Origin of the sequence: Pseudomonas sp. nanlin1 (genome assembly GCF_045571515.1) — a bacterium.
Classification (GTDB): domain Bacteria; phylum Pseudomonadota; class Gammaproteobacteria; order Pseudomonadales; family Pseudomonadaceae; genus Aquipseudomonas.
The window spans coordinates 383,654-400,457 of sequence record NZ_CP124218.1 but is presented as its reverse complement, the minus strand read 5'-3'; the positions used below and the strand labels follow the sequence as shown (position 1 = coordinate 400,457).

The following is a 16,804-nucleotide window of genomic DNA, read 5'->3' as shown; positions in this document are numbered from 1 at the left end:
CTCACGGTGCCCGGCTAGGCTGAATTGTAACGTTTGCCAGGCAGGAGGCGGTGTCAACCGGCAGGAAACGGTTGACACCGCCCACCCGCTTGTAAAGAATGGCGGTGAGGGCTGCAACTGCGCATTCGTCGGGCTTGGGTTCCAGCATTTACCCCCCCGCATATTTGGCAGCAGAGAAGCTGGCAATCTCTGAAGTAGTGACGATGGAACATCCATCGGATCCTGAACCCACGGCCAGCAATGGCCCGGAGCTAAAGAATCGCTGCGACTACTCCTCTTGATTCTCTAAAGGCGCCTACATGGCGCCTTTTTTTATGCCTTGACTGCGGCGTTCGCAATCCGCCCCACTAGGGTCCCGTCCTGACGACGCTTGGGATACCACGTTACTACGTAGTAACCAAATCCGCGGCGCTCATTCCTCGGTTCCAGAATTAGCGAGCCGGCTGGCACCTTCATCACGGCTAACCTCTGCCCACTGCGCATCTCTCTGAATTCACAGAAGATGGGCGCGCCTGGCTTAACCATGTTGGCAATGTGCTGCGCCACTTGATCGATAGTGACGCACCCGTACTTTTCTAGATCCGTGCGGTGCGCTTCCCAGATATGTCGAATACCGAATCCTTTGTTGTCACTAATGTGAATACCTACTCGTAGGTAAATCTCGCCCCCTGGCAGCTGAAATTTAGGCATGTCCGGAACAGTGCCATAGCTATAAGAACCTGAAGGATTCGCGACCAAGACGTTTTGCTTTAGCGTGTATAATTCAGACAAATCAGATCCTTAGTCTGCATGAATCTATCGTACCGCCTATTGTGACATGGCGGACGAAAGGGGGACGAGCACACCCGTTCAGACAAAGGTTATTCACATAAAGGGAGCACGCCCATGCGATTCATCAGTGGCTTACTCTTTACCGCACTGATCAGCCCACTGGCCCAAGCCGACCTGGCTGATGAGGTGAGTGATCGCAACGAATTACGTATCGCTGTGCAGGAAGACCTGCCGCCCTACAGCTTTAAACAGGACGGTAAGCCCAGCGGCTTCGAAGTGGAGCTTGGGCAAATGCTCGCCCAAGAGCTGGAAGTGCCGGCCTCATTCATTTTTACCGACGCCAACGAGCTGCTCAGTGGCGTGGAAACCGGTAAATACGACATGGCCTTGAGCCAAGTCGAGGCTGAGCCCGCATTGGCGCAGCGGTTGGACTTCAGCACCCCTTATGCCGACGGTAAGCTCTCCATACCCTTCCCCAAAGGCAACCCGGCTTTCCAGGCGATGCTGGACAACGCGCTTTCACGCTTGAGGGCTGACGGCCGGCTAGACGCGTTGAATGAGAAATGGTTTACCGCTGCCGGAGCCCGGCCTGACCCGAGCGGGCGTTAAAAAGGCTCCGCCCCGCGGCGGCGAAACCATCCTGTGAGGGACAACCGCTCACGCGCGGCCGGTAGCACTTCATGGGGCACTTCCCCTGAAAGGAACGCCACCAGGCAACCGCCGGTGGGTTGTACGTCGTACTCCCGCGGCCCCTCTAGATACATCCGCAACTGGCCGCCGTCTTCGGGCAGCCAGGCTTGGTTGAGGTAGAGGGCCACCGACACCACGCGCCGGTCATCGTCACGGAAGCGGTCAAGGTGCTTCAGGTAGAAACCACCAGGTGGATACAGCGCGAAATGGCATTCAAAATCATCGACTCCCAGAAACAGGTTGCGATTGAGTGCCTCGCGCAGGCTTTCCATCAAACCCAGGTAGCGATCACACGCGCTTGATTCTCCCGCTTCGACCCATTGAATACGGTCGTTGCGGATACCCTCGCGGACTTCAGAGCCTGGGCCGCGGCCCACCCCGGCCGGCGTTAGTTCGCCTTGCGCGTAACGCCGACGGCACTCCACAGCCAGTTCCAGGGTCAGACTGTCTGGCAGGAAAATATTCTGCTGCGACCAGCCCTGCGCGCCCAGGTCGTCGACGATACGTAGCAGCAGCGGATGATCAGAGGGTATTGGCATGGCGCGCATAATATCCATAACCCAGGGAAACCGACAGCGTTGTCGGACAGCCATGCCAACGAGTTTTTTTACCTTGTTTTACCCTGCGACGATTGCTCGACAAAGACTGCCTCGGCCAAGGACAATAGCGACCTGCCGACAGGAGTCCCTAATGCGTCGTTTGCTCGTTTTGCTGTTGCTGTGCTGCGTGATGCCCGCGTGGGCAGACGACCATGATCAGTTGTACCAAGTGGGCGGTTGGCCTGAACAACGGGCGCATTTCAACGACGCGGTCAAAGCCGCGCAGCAGCGCTATCAGAACAGCCTGCCGCCCGCGGTTTTTCAGGCCCTGGTGAACAACAGCAATCGCCGCTTCGCCCCGCAGGCCATGGACCAGCGCGCCGAGGCCAAGCTGCGCGAGAACCTCACTGACCCCGCCCCTGCCCTGGCGTTCTTCCAATCGCCGCTGGGGCGCAAAATTGTAGCCGCGGAATTGCTCGCCACGCGCAGCGATCAGCTAGCGAAACATGCTCAAGGGCTGCCCAAAATGCAGGCCAGCGCCACCCGCGCCTTGCTGATCCGCCATCTGGCCCAAGCCCTGCCCGCCCGTGAAGCCGGCGCTGAAGTCAGCCTGGCCATTGCCGGGGTCGCTGCCGACAGCCTTAGCTCGATGATCCCTGGGTTGTTGGGCGGTTCGGCGCAAGGTCTGCTCGATGGCCAGCGCGAGCGCTTGATGGCGCAAATCGCGACAGACCTGGATAACACCTTGTTGTACGTTTACCGCGACCTCTCCGACCCAGAACTGGAAGAGTTCGTGACCTTCGCCGAGTCACCAGAGGGCAAGGCGTACTACCAGGCGGCACTGGCGGCAGTGCGTGCAGGCCTCGCGGTGGGCCAGGCCCCCTCGGCGAGCACCGGGTTCAAAGCTGACGCGCCGGCAGCCGCGCTTCGATAAAGCGAAAATACTGCGCGCGGGTGGCTGGCAGTTCATTGGCCAAGTGATGCCGAGCCTCTGGCAGCATTAACACCTGCGCGCCAGGGAATTTGCCGCGCAATACCCCCAGGTTGTAACGCCAATCGACGGTCAGATCCTGCTCGCCCTGCACAATCAACGGCGTACGTGTGCTGGGCGGCGCCGCCTCAATGTGCCTGACCCAGCGAATCAATGCGCCGACCCAGGCGGTAGGCAGGCGGGCAGGCTGCAGGGGGTCGGCCATCAGGAACGGCATGAAGGCCGGGTCATGGGTATTTTCGCTAAAGCGCCGGGCAATGCCGCTGACGAAGGGGTTAAGTAGGCGGTAGCTCAACTTTGACCAGCCCCACGCCCTGGGCCGTACCAGCGGCGCCAGCAGCACGACCTCGCCCTGGGCCGGGCTGGACTGGGCCGTGTCATGTAACAAATGGTCGATGATGATCGCCCCGCCAGTGCTTTGGCCCATCAAGTGCCAGGGCTGAGGCAGGCCCAGCGCTGCCGCTTCGGCAAACAAACCCTGCAACACCTGCTGGTAATCGCCAAAATCGCCAATGCTGGCGCGCTCGCCACTGGACAATCCGTGCCCGGGCAGGTCGCAGGACACAACGGCAAACCCCAGCCCCACCGCCCACTCCACCACATGCCGAAACAGCCCCATATGGTCATAGAAGCCGTGCACGAGAAACAGAGTCGCGACCGGTTGTGGCGGGCACCAGACTTGGCTGACGATATCGAAACCGGCGACCTGGAAACGCCCTAGCCAACTGTGCAATGGCTTGCCCAGGTTGGGCAGGTCCAGCCCGTAAAACCGCCGATAGGCCTGCGCCTCAGCAGACAGCGATCCATGAGCGAGCAAGGGCGCCAGGCTGTCACGTAAGCCGTCGGCGTTGAACTTCACAGGCATACACCTTCCAGAACAGAACGAGCCAATTAACCATGGGGCTGCAGACCGAAAGGTCAAGGGTACGGTAAGCCCCCCTGACCGCCTAGCGCCCCGGCCTCACACCGCCCGACGTGGGTCGGCCGGTTGCTGCCATGAAGCCGCTGCCCCCTCTTCGATGGCCAATTGGATAGCTTTTTTGCGGCGCTCTTCGGCGCGGTGGCTGAAGAACCAGACCAGGAAGGTCACCAGCGATACCGCCAACAAAATCAAGCTAGCCACGGCATTGATCTCTGGCTTGACCCCTAGCCGCACCGCCGAGAACACCTCCATGGGCAAGGTGGTTGAGCCCGGCCCGGACACGAAACTGGCCAAGACCAGGTCGTCTAAGGATAGGGCAAACGACATCATTGCCCCGGCTGCCAACGACGGCGCGATCATAGGGATGGTGATCAGAAAAAACACCTTCCACGGCCGTGCGCCCAGGTCCATCGCCGCTTCTTCGATGGACAGGTCCAGCTCGCGCAAGCGCGCCGACACCACCACTGCCACGTAGGCGGCACAAAAGGTGGTGTGGGCAATCCAGATGGTGGCAATACCCCGTTCCTGGGGCCAACCGATCAACTGAGCCATGGCCACGAACAGCAGCAGCAGTGACAAGCCGGTGATCACCTCAGGCATCACCAGGGGCGCCGTAACCAGGCCACCGAACAGGGTACGGCCTTTGAAACGGCTGATGCGGGTCAAGACAAACGCCGCCATGGTGCCCAACGCCACCGCCGCGATAGCGGTGTAGCAGGCGATTTCCAGGGAGCGCATGACCGCACCGATCAATTGGGTATTGTCGAGCAACCCTACGTACCACTTCACTGACCAGCCACCCCAAACCGTCACTAAACGCGAAGCGTTGAACGAGTAAATGACCAGGATGACCATCGGGGCATAAATAAAGACCAGGCCGAGTACCAGCACGATGCTGGAAAAACCGAAACGCTTCATGCCTTGCCCTCCAGCTCTTTGGCCTGGCTGCGGTTGAACAGAATGATCGGCACGATCAAGATCGCCAACATCACCACCGCCAGAGCGGACGCCACCGGCCAGTCGCGGTTATTGAAGAACTCTTGCCAGAGCACTTTACCGATCATCAGGGTTTCCGGGCCTCCGAGCAGCTCGGGGATTACAAACTCTCCCACCACCGGGATGAACACCAGCATGCAGCCGGCTATCACGCCGTTTTTCGATAACGGCACGGTGATCTTCCAGAAGCTGTTGAACGTGCTCGAACCCAGGTCGGAGGCCGCTTCCAGCAAGCTCTGGTCGTGCTTCACCAAATTGGCGTAAAGCGGCAGAATCATGAATGGCAGGTAGGAATAGACCACCCCGATATACACCGCGAGGTTGGTATTAAGAATGTGCAACGGTTCGTCGATCAGCCCCAGCCACAGGAGGAACGCGTTGAGTATCCCGTTATTGCTGAGAATGCCCATCCACGCATAGACGCGGATCAGGATAGCCGTCCAGGTCGGCATCATGATCAACAACAGCAGCACGGTCTGGATGTCTTTGCGCGCCTTGGTGATGGCGTAGGCCATCGGGTAACCCACCAACAGGCAGATCAGCGTGCTGAAAAACGCCATCTTCAGCGAGCCCAGGTAGGCTGAGATGTACAGGTCGTCTTCAGTCAGCAGGCCATAGTTGGCCAGGTTGAGGATTAACTCGATCTTCTGTTCGGCGTAGGTGTAGATCTGCGTATAAGGCGGGATCGCAACGTCGGCCTCTGCGAAGCTGATCTTCAGAACGATAAAGAACGGCAGCATAAAGAACAGGAACAACCACAGAAACGGCACGCCGATGACCAACTGCCGACCATCGGGAATTATCCGGTTGAGCATGCGTTTGATCTTGCGGATTTTCATGAGCGAAGTACCACGCCGCTGTCGTCTTCCCACCATACGTAGACTTCGTCGTCCCACGTCGGCCGTGCGCCACGGCGCTCGGCATTGGCCACGAACGATTGCACCAGCTTGCCACTGGGCAGCTCGACGTAAAACACCGAGTGGCCGCCCAGGTAGGCAATGTCATGCACCTTGCCGCGCGACCAGTTGTACTCGCCCTCGGGTAGCTCGGTGGTGACTAGCATTTTTTCCGGGCGGATCGCGTAGGTGACGTTCTTGTCTTCGGCGGCCGTACTGACACCGTGCCCGACATAAATATTGCGCTCCAGCTCGCCACTGCTGATCAGGGCATAGCCTTCCATGTCTTCGACCACCTGGCCGTCGAACAGGTTGACGTTACCGATGAACTCGCACACCAGGCGGCTGGTGGGGGTTTCGTAGATATCGATAGGGCTGCCGATTTGCGCGATCCAGCCCAGGTGCATGATCGCAATGCGTTCTGCCATGGTCATGGCTTCTTCCTGGTCGTGGGTCACCATCACGCAGGTCACGCCCACCCGCTCAATGATTTCCACCAGCTCCAGTTGCATCTGCGAGCGCAGCTTCTTGTCGAGCGCGCCCATGGGCTCGTCGAGCAGCAATAGTTTTGGCCGCTTGGCCAATGAACGGGCCAAGGCAACACGCTGGCGCTGGCCGCCGGAGAGCTGGTGCGGTTTGCGCTTGGCGTACTGGCTCATCTGCACCAGCTTGAGCATTTCGGCCACCCGGGCATCCACCTCAGCGGCAGGGATTTTGTCCTGCTTCAAACCAAACGCGATGTTCTGCGCCACTGTCATGTGCGGAAACAGCGCGTAGGACTGAAACATCATGTTGATCGGCCGCTCATAGGGCGGTAGGTCAGTGATGTCTTCGCCATCCAGGTAGATACGCCCTTCGGTGGGCCGTTCGAACCCGGCCAGCATGCGCAGCAAAGTGGATTTACCCGAACCAGACCCGCCCAACAAAGCAAAAATCTCGCCTTTGTTGATTTGCAGCGAGACATCGTCCACCGCAATGGTCTCGTCGAATTTCTTAGTCACCCGGTCAATCTTGACCAGTACCTGCTTGGGTTGCTGACTGCCCTCAAGGGCTTTCTTGTAGGCACTGGAGGCAACTGCCATTAACGAAACTCCCAAAAAATTCTCGACCTGCCCCAGGTGGGCAGGCCATGGTCATTATTTACCCGACTTGATCGTGGTCCAGCTGCGGGTCATCAGGCGTTGCACCTTGGGTGGCAACTCTGCATTGACGTAAAGCTTGTCCAGCACAGCCTGGGGCGGATAAACCGACTCGTCGGTAAACACCGCCTGGTCCATCAACGCACCCGCCTTGGGGTTCGGATTGGCATAACCGACCGCATCGCTAACCTGGGCGATCACCTTGGGGTCGAGCAGGTAGTTGATAAACGCATGGGCTTCTTTGACGTTCTTGGCGTCGCGCGGGATCGCCAGCATGTCGAACCACAAATTGCCGCCTTCCTTAGGGATCGCATAGGCGACATTCACACCTTTACCGGCTTCCTCGGCGCGTGCTTTGGCCTGGAACACATCGCCCGAGAACCCAGCGGCCACGCAGATGTTGCCGTTGGCAAGGTCGGAGATGTACTTCGCAGAGTGGAAATAGGTGACGTAGGGGCGTACGGCCAACAACTTAGCCTCGGCTTTCTTGTAGTCTTCCGGCTTTGTGCTGTTTGGGTCTAACCCTAGATAATTGAGGACGGTGGGCAGCATCTCGTCCGCCGAGTCGAGGAAGGCGACCCCACACTTGGACAGCTTTTTCATGTTTTCCGGCTCGAACAGCACAGCCCACGAGTCGATCTTGTCGACGCCCAAGGCGGCCTTGACCTTCTCGACGTTATAACCAATACCGTTGGTGCCCCAAAGGTAGGGAACGGCGTACTCGTTGCCGGGGTCGTTCTTTTCGAGGCGCTTGAGCAATGCCGGGTCAAGATTGGCGTAGTTGGGTAGCTGCGATTTGTCGAGTTTCTGGAACGCGCCTGCCTTGATCTGCTTGCCCAAGAAGTGATTGGAGGGTACGACCACGTCGTAGCCAGTGTGCCCGGCCAGGAGCTTGCCTTCGAGGGTCTCGTTGGAGTCGAAAACGTCGTAGACCGGCTTGATACCAGACGCCTTCTCGAAATCGGCGAGGGTGGTTTCACCGATGTAGTCCGACCAGTTGTAGATATGCACCGTGGAGGCAGCACTGGCGCTCAGCGCCAATGAAAGCCCGGCGCCAATGAGCAGGGTCTTGCGAAACATAGAAATCGACACGTGGGAGGTCCTCACAAATAGTGCTCGAGTCAGCCGGCAGTGACCTCTCGGGAAACGACACCGGGCGCGCAACTTACCTTCGATAAACCCATACCGCAAAAAAAAATTGTCCGTCAGGGTAAAAAACCAGGCGCCCTCACGGCAGCGCCTGGGGTGTCGCGCTCAGGCGGCTTACTTGCCTGATTTAATCTTGGTCCAGCTGCGGGTCATGATGCGCTGCGTGGCCGCTGGCAAATCGGCGATCGCGTAGAGCTTGGACTGGACATCGGCGGAGGGGTAAATGCCCGGGTCACTTTTGATCGCTTCGTCTACGAATTCGGTGGCCTTGGCGTTGCCGTTGGGGAACTGCACGCTGTTGGTGATTTCTGCCATGATTTCCGGCTTCATCAGGAAGTTCATGAACTTGTAAGCGCCCTCGACGTTACCGGCATCTTTAGGAATGGCGACCATGTCATAGAAGCTACCGGCGCCTTCCTTCGGAATGTTGTAGCTAACCTTGACCTTGCCGCCGGCTTCTTCAGCGCGGGACTTGGCCTGATAAATGTCACCCGAGTAACCCACGGCCACGCAGATATTGCCGTTGGACAAATCGGAGATGTACTTGGATGAGTGGAAGTAGCCAATCGACGGACGAATCTTGAGGAACAGCGCCTCGGCTTCAGCCAGTTGTTTCTTGTCCTGGGTGTCAGTTGGATAGCCCAGGTAATGCAGCGCAATTGGCAGCATTTCGGTGGGCGAATCGAGGAAGCTGATACCACAGGACTTCAACTTCGCAGCGTTCTCAGGTTTGAACAGCAGGTCCCAAGAATTGGTCGGTGCGTCCGCGCCGAGGGCAGCTTTGACCTTTTCGGCATTGAAGCCGATGCCAATCGAGCCCCACATGTAAGGGAAGGCGTGGGCGTTGTTAGGGTCGCTGACCGACACGGCCTTGAGCAGCGGCTCGCTGAGGTTGCCCCAATTTGGCAGCTTGGATTTGTCCAGGGTCAGGTAAACGCCGGCTTTGATCTGCTTGGCCAGAAAGTTGTTCGACGGCACCACCACGTCGTAGCCCGACTTGCCCGACAGCAGCTTGGCTTCCAGGGTTTCGTTGCTGTCGAAGACGTCATAAACGACTTTGATCCCTGACTCGTCCTCGAACTTCTTCACCGTATCGGGTGCAATGTAGTCGGACCAGTTGTAAACGTGCAGCACTTTGTCGTCCGCCTGGGCGGCCCCGACCATTACGCCCATCAAGGACAGGGCCAGCAAACTCTTGCCAAATGTATTCATCGTTGTGCTCCCAATGTTTGTAAAAACCAGACGTCCCTACCCCGCCATTTCAGCGCAGGCAAGACTAACATTTAGCCCTGTACCGCTTCGAGCGTCAGGTCCAGGCACTTGCGCGCCGTGGCCAGCAACTCATCGATTTCAGCGCAACTGATCACCAGCGGTGGCGCAATGATCATGGTCTCGCCCACAGCGCGCATCACCAGACCATTATCAAAGCAGAACTGCCGACAAATCATCGCGGCCCCGGGGTAGCGCTCGCGGCTGACTTTATCTTTAACCAGCTCCACCGCCCCCAACAGCCCGAGGCTACGTACTTCACCTACCAGGGGGTGATCCTGAAGCTCCAATAGTCGCTTTTGCAAATAAGGTGCCGCTCGCGTCTTGACCTCATCAACGATGCCTTCTTCGCGCAGAATGCGAATGTTCTCCAAGGCAACGGCGGCGGCCACCGGGTGGCCTGAGTAGGTGAACCCGTGGTTGAAATCGCCGCCCTGGTTGATCACCTTGACCACTTCATCTCGAACGATCACCCCACCCATGGGGATGTAGCCGCTGGTCAGGCCTTTGGCGATGGTCATCAGGTCAGGTTTGAGGCGGTAGTAATCGCTGGCGAACCACTCGCCGGTGCGGCCAAAACCGCAGATCACTTCATCGGCAACGAAGAGGATGTCGTAGCGATCGAGGATTTCCTTGATCTTCGGCCAGTAGCTGGCCGGCGGAATGATTACCCCACCCGCGCCCTGGATTGGCTCGGCGATAAATGCTGCAACGTTGGCCTCGCCCACTTCGAGAATTTTCTTCTCCAACTGTTCTGCGGCCCAAACGCCAAATTCGTCTGGAGGCAGATCGCCGCCCTCGCCAAACCAGTAAGGTTGCGGGATGTGGACGATGCCGGGGATGGGCAAATCACCCTGTTCGTGCATACCACTCATGCCGCCCAAGCTGGCCCCCGCCACGGTAGAACCGTGGTAGCCGTTGACCCGGCCAATGATGACCTTTTTGCTCGGCTGGCCCTTAAGCGCCCAATAATGGCGCACCAGGCGCAGAACAGTATCGTTACCCTCCGAGCCTGAGCCGGTGAAGAACACGTGATTCATGCCGTCCGGCGCGATGTCGGCGATGGCCTTGGCCAGCTCCAAAGCAGGCGGGTGGGCCGTTTGGAAAAACAGGTTGTAGTAAGGCAGCTCGCGCATCTGCCGGCTGGCGGCGGCTACCAGTTCTTCGCGGCCGTAGCCTACGGCGACGCACCAAAGGCCGGCCATGCCGTCGAGGATCTTGTTGCCCTCACTGTCCCAGAGATAAACGCCCTGAGCCTTGGTGATAATCCTCGGGCCTTTGTCCTTCAGCTGTTGATAATCGCTGAACGGGGCCAAGTGATGCTCGGCGCTGAGCCCTTGCCAGGCAAGGGTCTGCGGATTCTTGTCGCTCATTCGACTCTCCTGATTCAGACGGCGAACAATAGGAACTCACGTTCCCAGGAGCTGATCACTCGCTTGAAATTCTCATGCTCGGCACGTTTGACCGCGACATAACCAATGATAAATTTTTTACCCAGGTATTTTTCCAGCGGCTTGCAGTTCTCCATGCGCTCCAGAGCGTCCTCAAGGGTCAGCGGCAGCCGTAGGTTGCGCCGCTCATAGCCTCGGCCCTGCACCGGCGCACTCGGGTTGATCCCCTCGAGCATGCCGATGTAGCCACACAACAGGCTCGCCGCAATGGCCAGGTAAGGGTTGGCATCGGCGCCCGGCAGGCGGTTCTCGACACGGCGGTTCTGCGGCCCGGCGTCCGGTACGCGTAAGCCCACCGTGCGGTTCTCTTCGCCCCACTCGACGTTGACCGGGGCTGAAGTATCCGGCAGAAAACGCCGGAAGGAGTTCACATTGGGTGCGAACAGGGGGAGCACTTCGGGGATGAATTTCTGCAGCCCACCCACATGGTTGAGAAACAGTTGGCTCATGGTGCCATCTTCGTTAGAGAAGATGTTTTTGCCGGTCTGCAGGTCGACGATGCTCTGGTGCAGGTGCATGGCGCTGCCCGGCTCGCCGGTCATGGGTTTGGCCATGAAGGTGGCGGCCACGTTGTGCTTGAGCGCGGCCTCACGCATGGTGCGTTTGAAGACGAGAATCTGGTCGGCCAAATGCAGGGCATTGCCGTGCCGGAAGTTAATCTCCATCTGCGCCGTGCCGTCTTCGTGGATCAAGGTATCGAGGTCGAGGTTCTGCGCCTCGCACCAGTCGTATACGTCTTCGAACAACGGGTCGAACTCGTTGGCCGCCTCGATGGAAAAAGATTGGCGACCGGTTTCGGGGCGCCCGGAGCGACCGATCGGTGGCTGCAGGGGGAAGTCCGGGTCTTCGCAGCGCTTGGTCAGGTAGAACTCCATCTCCGGCGCCACGATAGGTTGCCAACCTTTATCGGCATACAGCTTGAGCACTTTTTTGAGCACGTTGCGCGGCGACAGCTCGATCGGGTTGCCCTGCTTGTCATAGGTGTCGTGGATCACCTGTGCAGTCGGCTCTATGGCCCAGGGCACGAGAAACACCGCGTTCTCGTCGGGGCGGCAAATCATGTCGATATCGGCCGGGTCGAGTAGCTCGTAGTAGATGTCGTCCTCGACATAATCCCCCGTCACTGTTTGCAACAGCACGCTTTCGGGCAGACGCATGCCTTTTTCAGCGATGAACTTGTTAGTGGGGGATATCTTGCCGCGCGTGATGCCAGTAAGGTCGGCGATCAAGCATTCGACTTCGGTGATCTTGTGTTCTTTCAACCAATCGGTGAGCTGGTCGAGGCTGGTACTCATAAATACCTCAGGAGGTAAAACCTGACTCCAATGGAGCCCGGCGTTTTTGACGCATCTGCGTCGCGTTCTACTGCGGCTGTCGCCAGCTACCCTGGTGCGCGCGCCACCAAGGAAGGTAGCTGGCTTGGGGTCTGATTGGCTACTTAACCGGGGTCATCAGTGCAAAAGCCCTGCCGCCGACCGTACCCAGGGGCGCCTAAAAGCGCCGCTAAAACCGCTGCCCCGCTCACCCAAGCGGCCGCGCGCACTCCGGCCAGTGTCAATTATTCTGGCCAACTGGCAGCTTAGGGGACCGAAGATATACGGCGCGGATTTGCGCCTGAAATTGTTGCTTAGGCCGATGTTCCCGATTTTACGGTAGGCCGTGCAAGCACTCAGCGAGAGCGCTGTAGGGCAGACGTTGACGCCGGTCGATGGCGGGCGAGCCATGATGCACCCCGGTATTATTGCTGTTTTGGGACTCAATCGAGCTTAGCCTCGTTCGTTTTTTTACACAACAGTATGGAAACAAATGCCTACATCATCCGCCAAGGGTAAGCCGGGCGACCACGCACAGGGGTCAACAGCGCCCTCTAATGCGGCAAAAGAGGCCTTAGAGCGCCTTTTCAGGGCGCCGCCGGGCTCGCTTGACTTCATGTTGGCTTTCGGATTGACTGAAACAGCAAAAGCCCAATGATTGATATTTTTAACAACAAAGGTGTTGCATCATGTCGGTACCCCCGCGTGCCGTTCAGCTTAACGAAGCGAACGCATTCCTTAAGGAACATCCTGAGGTTCTGTACGTTGACCTTCTGATTGCAGATATGAATGGCGTGGTGCGTGGCAAACGCATTGAACGTACCAGCCTTCACAAGGTTTACGAGAAAGGCATCAACTTGCCTGCCTCCCTTTTCGCCCTGGATATCAACGGCTCGACGGTAGAAAGCACCGGCCTGGGCCTGGACATCGGTGACGCGGACCGAATCTGTTATCCCATTCCCGACACCCTGTGCAACGAACCCTGGCAAAAGCGCCCAACCGCCCAGCTCCTGATGACCATGCATGAACTAGAGGGCGAGCCGTTCTTCGCTGATCCTCGGGAAGTTCTGCGCCAGGTCGTGAGCAAGTTCGACGACATGGGCCTGACCATTTGCGCCGCGTTCGAGCTGGAGTTTTACCTGATCGACCAAGAGAACGTAAACGGTCGCCCACAACCGCCGCGCTCGCCCATCTCAGGTAAACGTCCTCATTCGACTCAGGTTTACCTGATCGACGACCTCGACGAATACGTCGACTGCCTCCAAGACATTCTTGAAGGTGCCAAAGAGCAGGGCATCCCTGCCGACGCGATCGTCAAGGAAAGCGCCCCGGCTCAATTCGAAGTCAACCTGCATCACGTGGCCGATGCGATAAAAGCCTGTGACTATGCGGTACTGCTCAAGCGCTTGATCAAGAACATCGCCTACGACCATGAAATGGACACCACCTTCATGGCCAAGCCTTACCCAGGCCAGGCAGGCAATGGCCTACACGTGCATATCTCGATTCTGGACAAAGACGGCAAGAACATCTTTACCAGCGAGGATCCCGAGCAGAACGCCGCATTGCGCCATGCAATCGGCGGTGTGCTCGAGACCCTCCCGGCATCGATGGCGTTTTTGTGCCCGAACGTGAACTCGTACCGCCGCTTTGGTGCTCAGTTCTACGTGCCGAACTCCCCCTGCTGGGGCTTGGACAACCGCACCGTGGCGTTGCGCGTGCCAACCGGTACACCCGATGCCGTGCGTCTGGAGCACCGCGTGGCCGGTGCCGATGCCAACCCTTACTTGCTGATGGCCGCGGTATTGGCGGGCGTTCACCACGGCTTGACCAATAAAGTCGAGCCTAATGAACCGGTTTCGGGCAACTCCTATGAGCAAAACGAGCAAAGCCTGCCCAACAACCTGCGCGACGCGTTGCGCCAGTTGGACGACAGCGAAGTAATGGCGCGCTATATCGACCCCAAATACATCGATATTTTTGTGGCCTGCAAAGAGAGCGAGCTGGAAGAGTTCGAACACTCGATCTCCGACCTCGAATACAACTGGTACTTGCATACGGTGTAAAGGCAACCGCCTTCTCTGACCCCACCAGCCTTAGGCTGGCGGGGTTTTCGCCCCATAGCTGCCACCCTGTACAATGCGCCGCCGCCGTGTTCAGGAGCCTTCGATGACCCGCCCCACCCCCACTCGCAAACCCCGCGCCCGCAGCCAGGCGCGAATCGACTCGATCCTGGACGCCGCACGCTTTCTCCTGACCTGTGAAGGCGTCGCTGGCCTATCCATCTATAACGTGGCTGAGCGAGCCGGTATACCGCCGTCCTCGGTGTACCATTTTTTTGCCAGCGTTCCTGCCCTGCTCGAAGCCCTCACCGCCGACGTGCACGCGACCTTCCGCGCCGCCCTGCAAGCGCCTATAGAAGCCGATGGGTTAGCAACCTGGCGCGATCTATCGAGGCTGATTGAACGTCGCATGCTGGCCGTCTACGAAGAGGATGCAGCGGCCCGCCAATTGATCCTCGCCCAGCATGGGCTCAGCGAGGTCACCCAGGCCGATCGCCAGCACGATTTGGAGCTGGGTTTACTCATGCAGCAGCTGTTCGAACGCTATTTCGAGGTGCCTAGATTGCCAGCGGACGTGGACGTATTTGCGCTGGCGATGGAGTTGGGCGACCGCGTTTACGCGCGCTCGGTGCAACTGCATGGGCACATCACCCCGCGCATGGCAGAAGAAGGCATGCGCGTGTTCGAGGCTTATTTGGGGTTGTACTTGCCGACCTACCTGGCCCGCCGGCCACAGACGGGCTGATCAGTCGAGAATCAGATGGGGCACGAAGCGGCTAGAGTCCTTGGTGATCAAGCTGTCGTCTTCACGGATGCCGATCCCGGCAGCCTGGTCGCCAATGACCCACGAACCAACCAGGGCGTAGCTGTCGCCGTAGCGCGGCAACGGCGCCAACTGCTGGAGGATGTACGGGGCATCGTTATAGGGGCCATCCACTTCGAGCAACTGCCCCTCTTCGGTGTGCAGCTGGATATTGGCCCCCTCTCGTGAAAAGTAGGGCTTGCGCACCCAGCCTTTGGGCACGGTAGCGCAAGGATCGGGGTCTAGGTGCGCGGCCAGTAGATTAGGGTGCCCAGGGTGCAGCTCCCATAACAAGGGCAGTACCCCTTTGTTCGATAAAATGGCTTTCCAGGCAGGCTCGAAAAACTGCGTATCACTGGCGGCGATGGCCGCCCCGAAGTCTTCCTGAAAGATGAACTCCCAGGCGTGCAGCTTGAACAGGTGCGGTATCCACCGATCATCCAGATCGACAAAGCGACCCTCCAGCAGGCCGATGTCTTCGATATCGATGTGGCGTGACTCGATGCCGACCTTGTCGGCGATCAGGCGCAGATAGTCAGTGGTCGCTTTGTCTTCGACCGAGCCCTTCATTGAGGCGAAATAGAACGGGTGCTTGATGTGTAGCGCAGCGAACGCTTCATGCAGACGGGTATCGATGTTGTTGAACTGGTCAGCCCTGGCCGGCACCATGCCGCGCGCGATGCACTCCTCCAGCCAGCCCCACTGGAACGCTGCGGCCTCATAGAGGCTGGTGGGCGTGTCGTAGTTCAGCTCCAACAGCTTGGCGGGGCCCGTACCGTTGTAAGAAAAATCCATACGCCCATAAAGATGGGGATGCCCTTGCAGCCATGATTCGCGGATCAGGTCATAGTAGGCCGATGGAATGCCCAGGCGGTCGAGCAACGCCTCGCTGCGCACCACTTGATCGACCAGGTCCATGCACATGCCGTGCAACTCCTGGGTCGGGTCCTCCAGGTCATTCTCCACCTGGGCCAGGGTCAGTTGGTAATACCCCCGCTCATCCCAGTAAGGTTCGCCATCAATGGTGTGGAACAAAAAACCCAGGTTTTCTGCGGTTTGTTTCCAGTCGGGGCGCTCGGCGATGGCGATTTTTTTCATCGTAAGGGTCAACCCCCGAAACCGCTGCGCGAACTGCCACCCCAACCGCTACGGGCGCTGGCCTTACTGCCGAAACCACCCCGGGAGGTACTGGACGAGACCGAAATCGGCTTGCGCAAGCTCTGGGAATAACCCGGGCCGGTTCTTGCCTGGCGCGAGTTGGCAAACGTAGTACCCGAGTCGATTCGCTGGCCCAAGGTCGAGGTGCCGAAACCGCCCCGGGAGTCGCGGTAGTTGTAGACAGGTGCCGAGTAATAACTGCCCCGGTTGCTACTGAGCATATTGCCGATCAGCAAGCCCGTCAGCAGGCTGGTGCCGCTAAAGCCGCTGCCCGAGCTGGAAGACTCACCGGCCTGGGCCTTGGCCGCATCCAATTGCGACTGAGTCACTTCGCCGTCAGCGCCCAACTGGAAACCGCCGATTTGCGGGATGAACTTGCCGGTGGAGTCTTGCTGGCAGTAGTTGGCGACGAAATCGGCATCGCAATCGGCCTGGCTGTCGTACACCGGCGCATTGCGCCGATGCTCGGCCATGGCGGTGATATAGGCATCCGAACAGACATCCACAGGAAACTTCTCGGCCACGCACTCTTGTACCGACTTGAAGTTGAATTCCTTTTTCACCGAATAGGTTTTCTCTTGCTGGCCACAGCCCGATACCGCCAACGCCACCGAAGCGGCTAGGGAAAGCTGAACGTATTTGCTTCGTTTCATCC

16 protein-coding genes are annotated in these 16,804 nt (G+C 58.5%); 4 read left to right on the top strand and 12 right to left on the bottom strand.

Annotated elements, in window-relative coordinates:
• Positions 1–312: 312 nt before the first annotated feature.
• Positions 313–771 carry a hypothetical protein gene (locus QCL65_RS01860; RefSeq protein WP_407314331.1) on the bottom strand — a complete coding sequence of 153 codons (459 nt, stop codon included), beginning with the start codon at positions 769–771 and terminating at the stop codon, positions 313–315.
• Positions 772–885: 114 nt separating this feature from the next.
• On the opposite strand from QCL65_RS01860, the gene QCL65_RS01855 reads away from it, so the two are divergent.
• A complete protein-coding gene (locus QCL65_RS01855; protein WP_407314328.1) occupies positions 886–1,380 on the top strand; it encodes a transporter substrate-binding domain-containing protein in 495 nt (164 codons plus the stop codon).
• Here the strand turns inward: QCL65_RS01855 and QCL65_RS01850 are convergent.
• On the bottom strand, positions 1,377–2,009 hold the full coding sequence (locus QCL65_RS01850) for a 2OG-Fe(II) oxygenase (protein ID WP_407316619.1): 633 nt from the start codon (positions 2,007–2,009) through the stop codon (positions 1,377–1,379). The genes QCL65_RS01855 and QCL65_RS01850 overlap by 4 nt on opposite strands.
• A 142-nt stretch (positions 2,010–2,151) precedes the next feature.
• Between QCL65_RS01850 and QCL65_RS01845 the strand changes: the two genes are divergently transcribed.
• Positions 2,152–2,934 (top strand): DUF2059 domain-containing protein, encoded by a 783-nt coding sequence (locus tag QCL65_RS01845; RefSeq protein WP_407314326.1) that lies wholly within the window; start codon positions 2,152–2,154, stop codon positions 2,932–2,934.
• Here the strand turns inward: QCL65_RS01845 and QCL65_RS01840 are convergent.
• The 8 genes from QCL65_RS01840 to QCL65_RS01805 form a co-directional block, all read right to left on the bottom strand.
• A complete protein-coding gene (locus QCL65_RS01840; RefSeq protein ID WP_407314324.1) occupies positions 2,900–3,856 on the bottom strand; it encodes an alpha/beta hydrolase in 957 nt (318 codons plus the stop codon). The genes QCL65_RS01845 and QCL65_RS01840 overlap by 35 nt on opposite strands.
• A gap of 96 nt (positions 3,857–3,952) precedes the next feature.
• Positions 3,953–4,831: an ABC transporter permease subunit gene (locus tag QCL65_RS01835; protein ID WP_407314322.1), complete on the bottom strand. Its 879-nt coding sequence runs from the start codon at positions 4,829–4,831 to the stop codon at positions 3,953–3,955.
• Positions 4,828–5,709, bottom strand: a complete 882-nt coding sequence (locus tag QCL65_RS01830) for an ABC transporter permease subunit (protein WP_407316617.1) — start codon at positions 5,707–5,709, stop codon at positions 4,828–4,830. The genes QCL65_RS01835 and QCL65_RS01830 overlap by 4 nt, the downstream gene beginning before the upstream one ends.
• Positions 5,710–5,744: 35 nt before the next feature.
• On the bottom strand, positions 5,745–6,887 hold the full coding sequence (locus tag QCL65_RS01825) for an ABC transporter ATP-binding protein (protein ID WP_407314320.1): 1,143 nt from the start codon (positions 6,885–6,887) through the stop codon (positions 5,745–5,747).
• Positions 6,888–6,941: 54 nt separating this feature from the next.
• The gene (locus QCL65_RS01820) at positions 6,942–8,036 is read right to left on the bottom strand and encodes a polyamine ABC transporter substrate-binding protein (protein ID WP_407314318.1); all 1,095 of its coding nucleotides are present in this window, start codon (positions 8,034–8,036) and stop codon (positions 6,942–6,944) included.
• Between the two features lie 171 nt (positions 8,037–8,207).
• Entirely contained in the window at positions 8,208–9,305 is a 1,098-nt protein-coding gene (locus tag QCL65_RS01815; RefSeq protein ID WP_407314316.1) for a polyamine ABC transporter substrate-binding protein, read from the bottom strand.
• Positions 9,306–9,376: 71 nt separating this feature from the next.
• On the bottom strand, positions 9,377–10,735 hold the full coding sequence (locus tag QCL65_RS01810; RefSeq protein WP_407314314.1) for an aspartate aminotransferase family protein: 1,359 nt from the start codon (positions 10,733–10,735) through the stop codon (positions 9,377–9,379).
• A gap of 14 nt (positions 10,736–10,749) precedes the next feature.
• Entirely contained in the window at positions 10,750–12,108 is a 1,359-nt protein-coding gene (locus QCL65_RS01805) for a glutamine synthetase family protein (protein ID WP_407314312.1), read from the bottom strand.
• A 707-nt stretch (positions 12,109–12,815) separates the two neighbouring features.
• Here QCL65_RS01805 and QCL65_RS01800 point away from each other — a divergent pair.
• Both QCL65_RS01800 and QCL65_RS01795 read left to right on the top strand, forming a co-directional pair.
• Positions 12,816–14,192, top strand: coding sequence for a glutamine synthetase family protein (locus QCL65_RS01800; RefSeq protein ID WP_407314310.1), 1,377 nt, complete (start codon positions 12,816–12,818; stop codon positions 14,190–14,192).
• A 103-nt stretch (positions 14,193–14,295) separates the two neighbouring features.
• Complete coding sequence (locus tag QCL65_RS01795; protein ID WP_407314308.1) at positions 14,296–14,934, top strand: TetR/AcrR family transcriptional regulator; 639 nt, start codon at positions 14,296–14,298, stop codon at positions 14,932–14,934.
• On the opposite strand, the gene QCL65_RS01790 is transcribed toward QCL65_RS01795, so the two are convergent.
• Positions 14,935–16,089: a glutathionylspermidine synthase family protein gene (locus QCL65_RS01790; protein ID WP_407314306.1), complete on the bottom strand. Its 1,155-nt coding sequence runs from the start codon at positions 16,087–16,089 to the stop codon at positions 14,935–14,937.
• Positions 16,090–16,097: 8 nt separating this feature from the next.
• Positions 16,098–16,802 carry a DUF1190 domain-containing protein gene (locus QCL65_RS01785; RefSeq protein ID WP_407314304.1) on the bottom strand — a complete coding sequence of 235 codons (705 nt, stop codon included), beginning with the start codon at positions 16,800–16,802 and terminating at the stop codon, positions 16,098–16,100.
• Positions 16,803–16,804 lie beyond the last annotated feature (2 nt).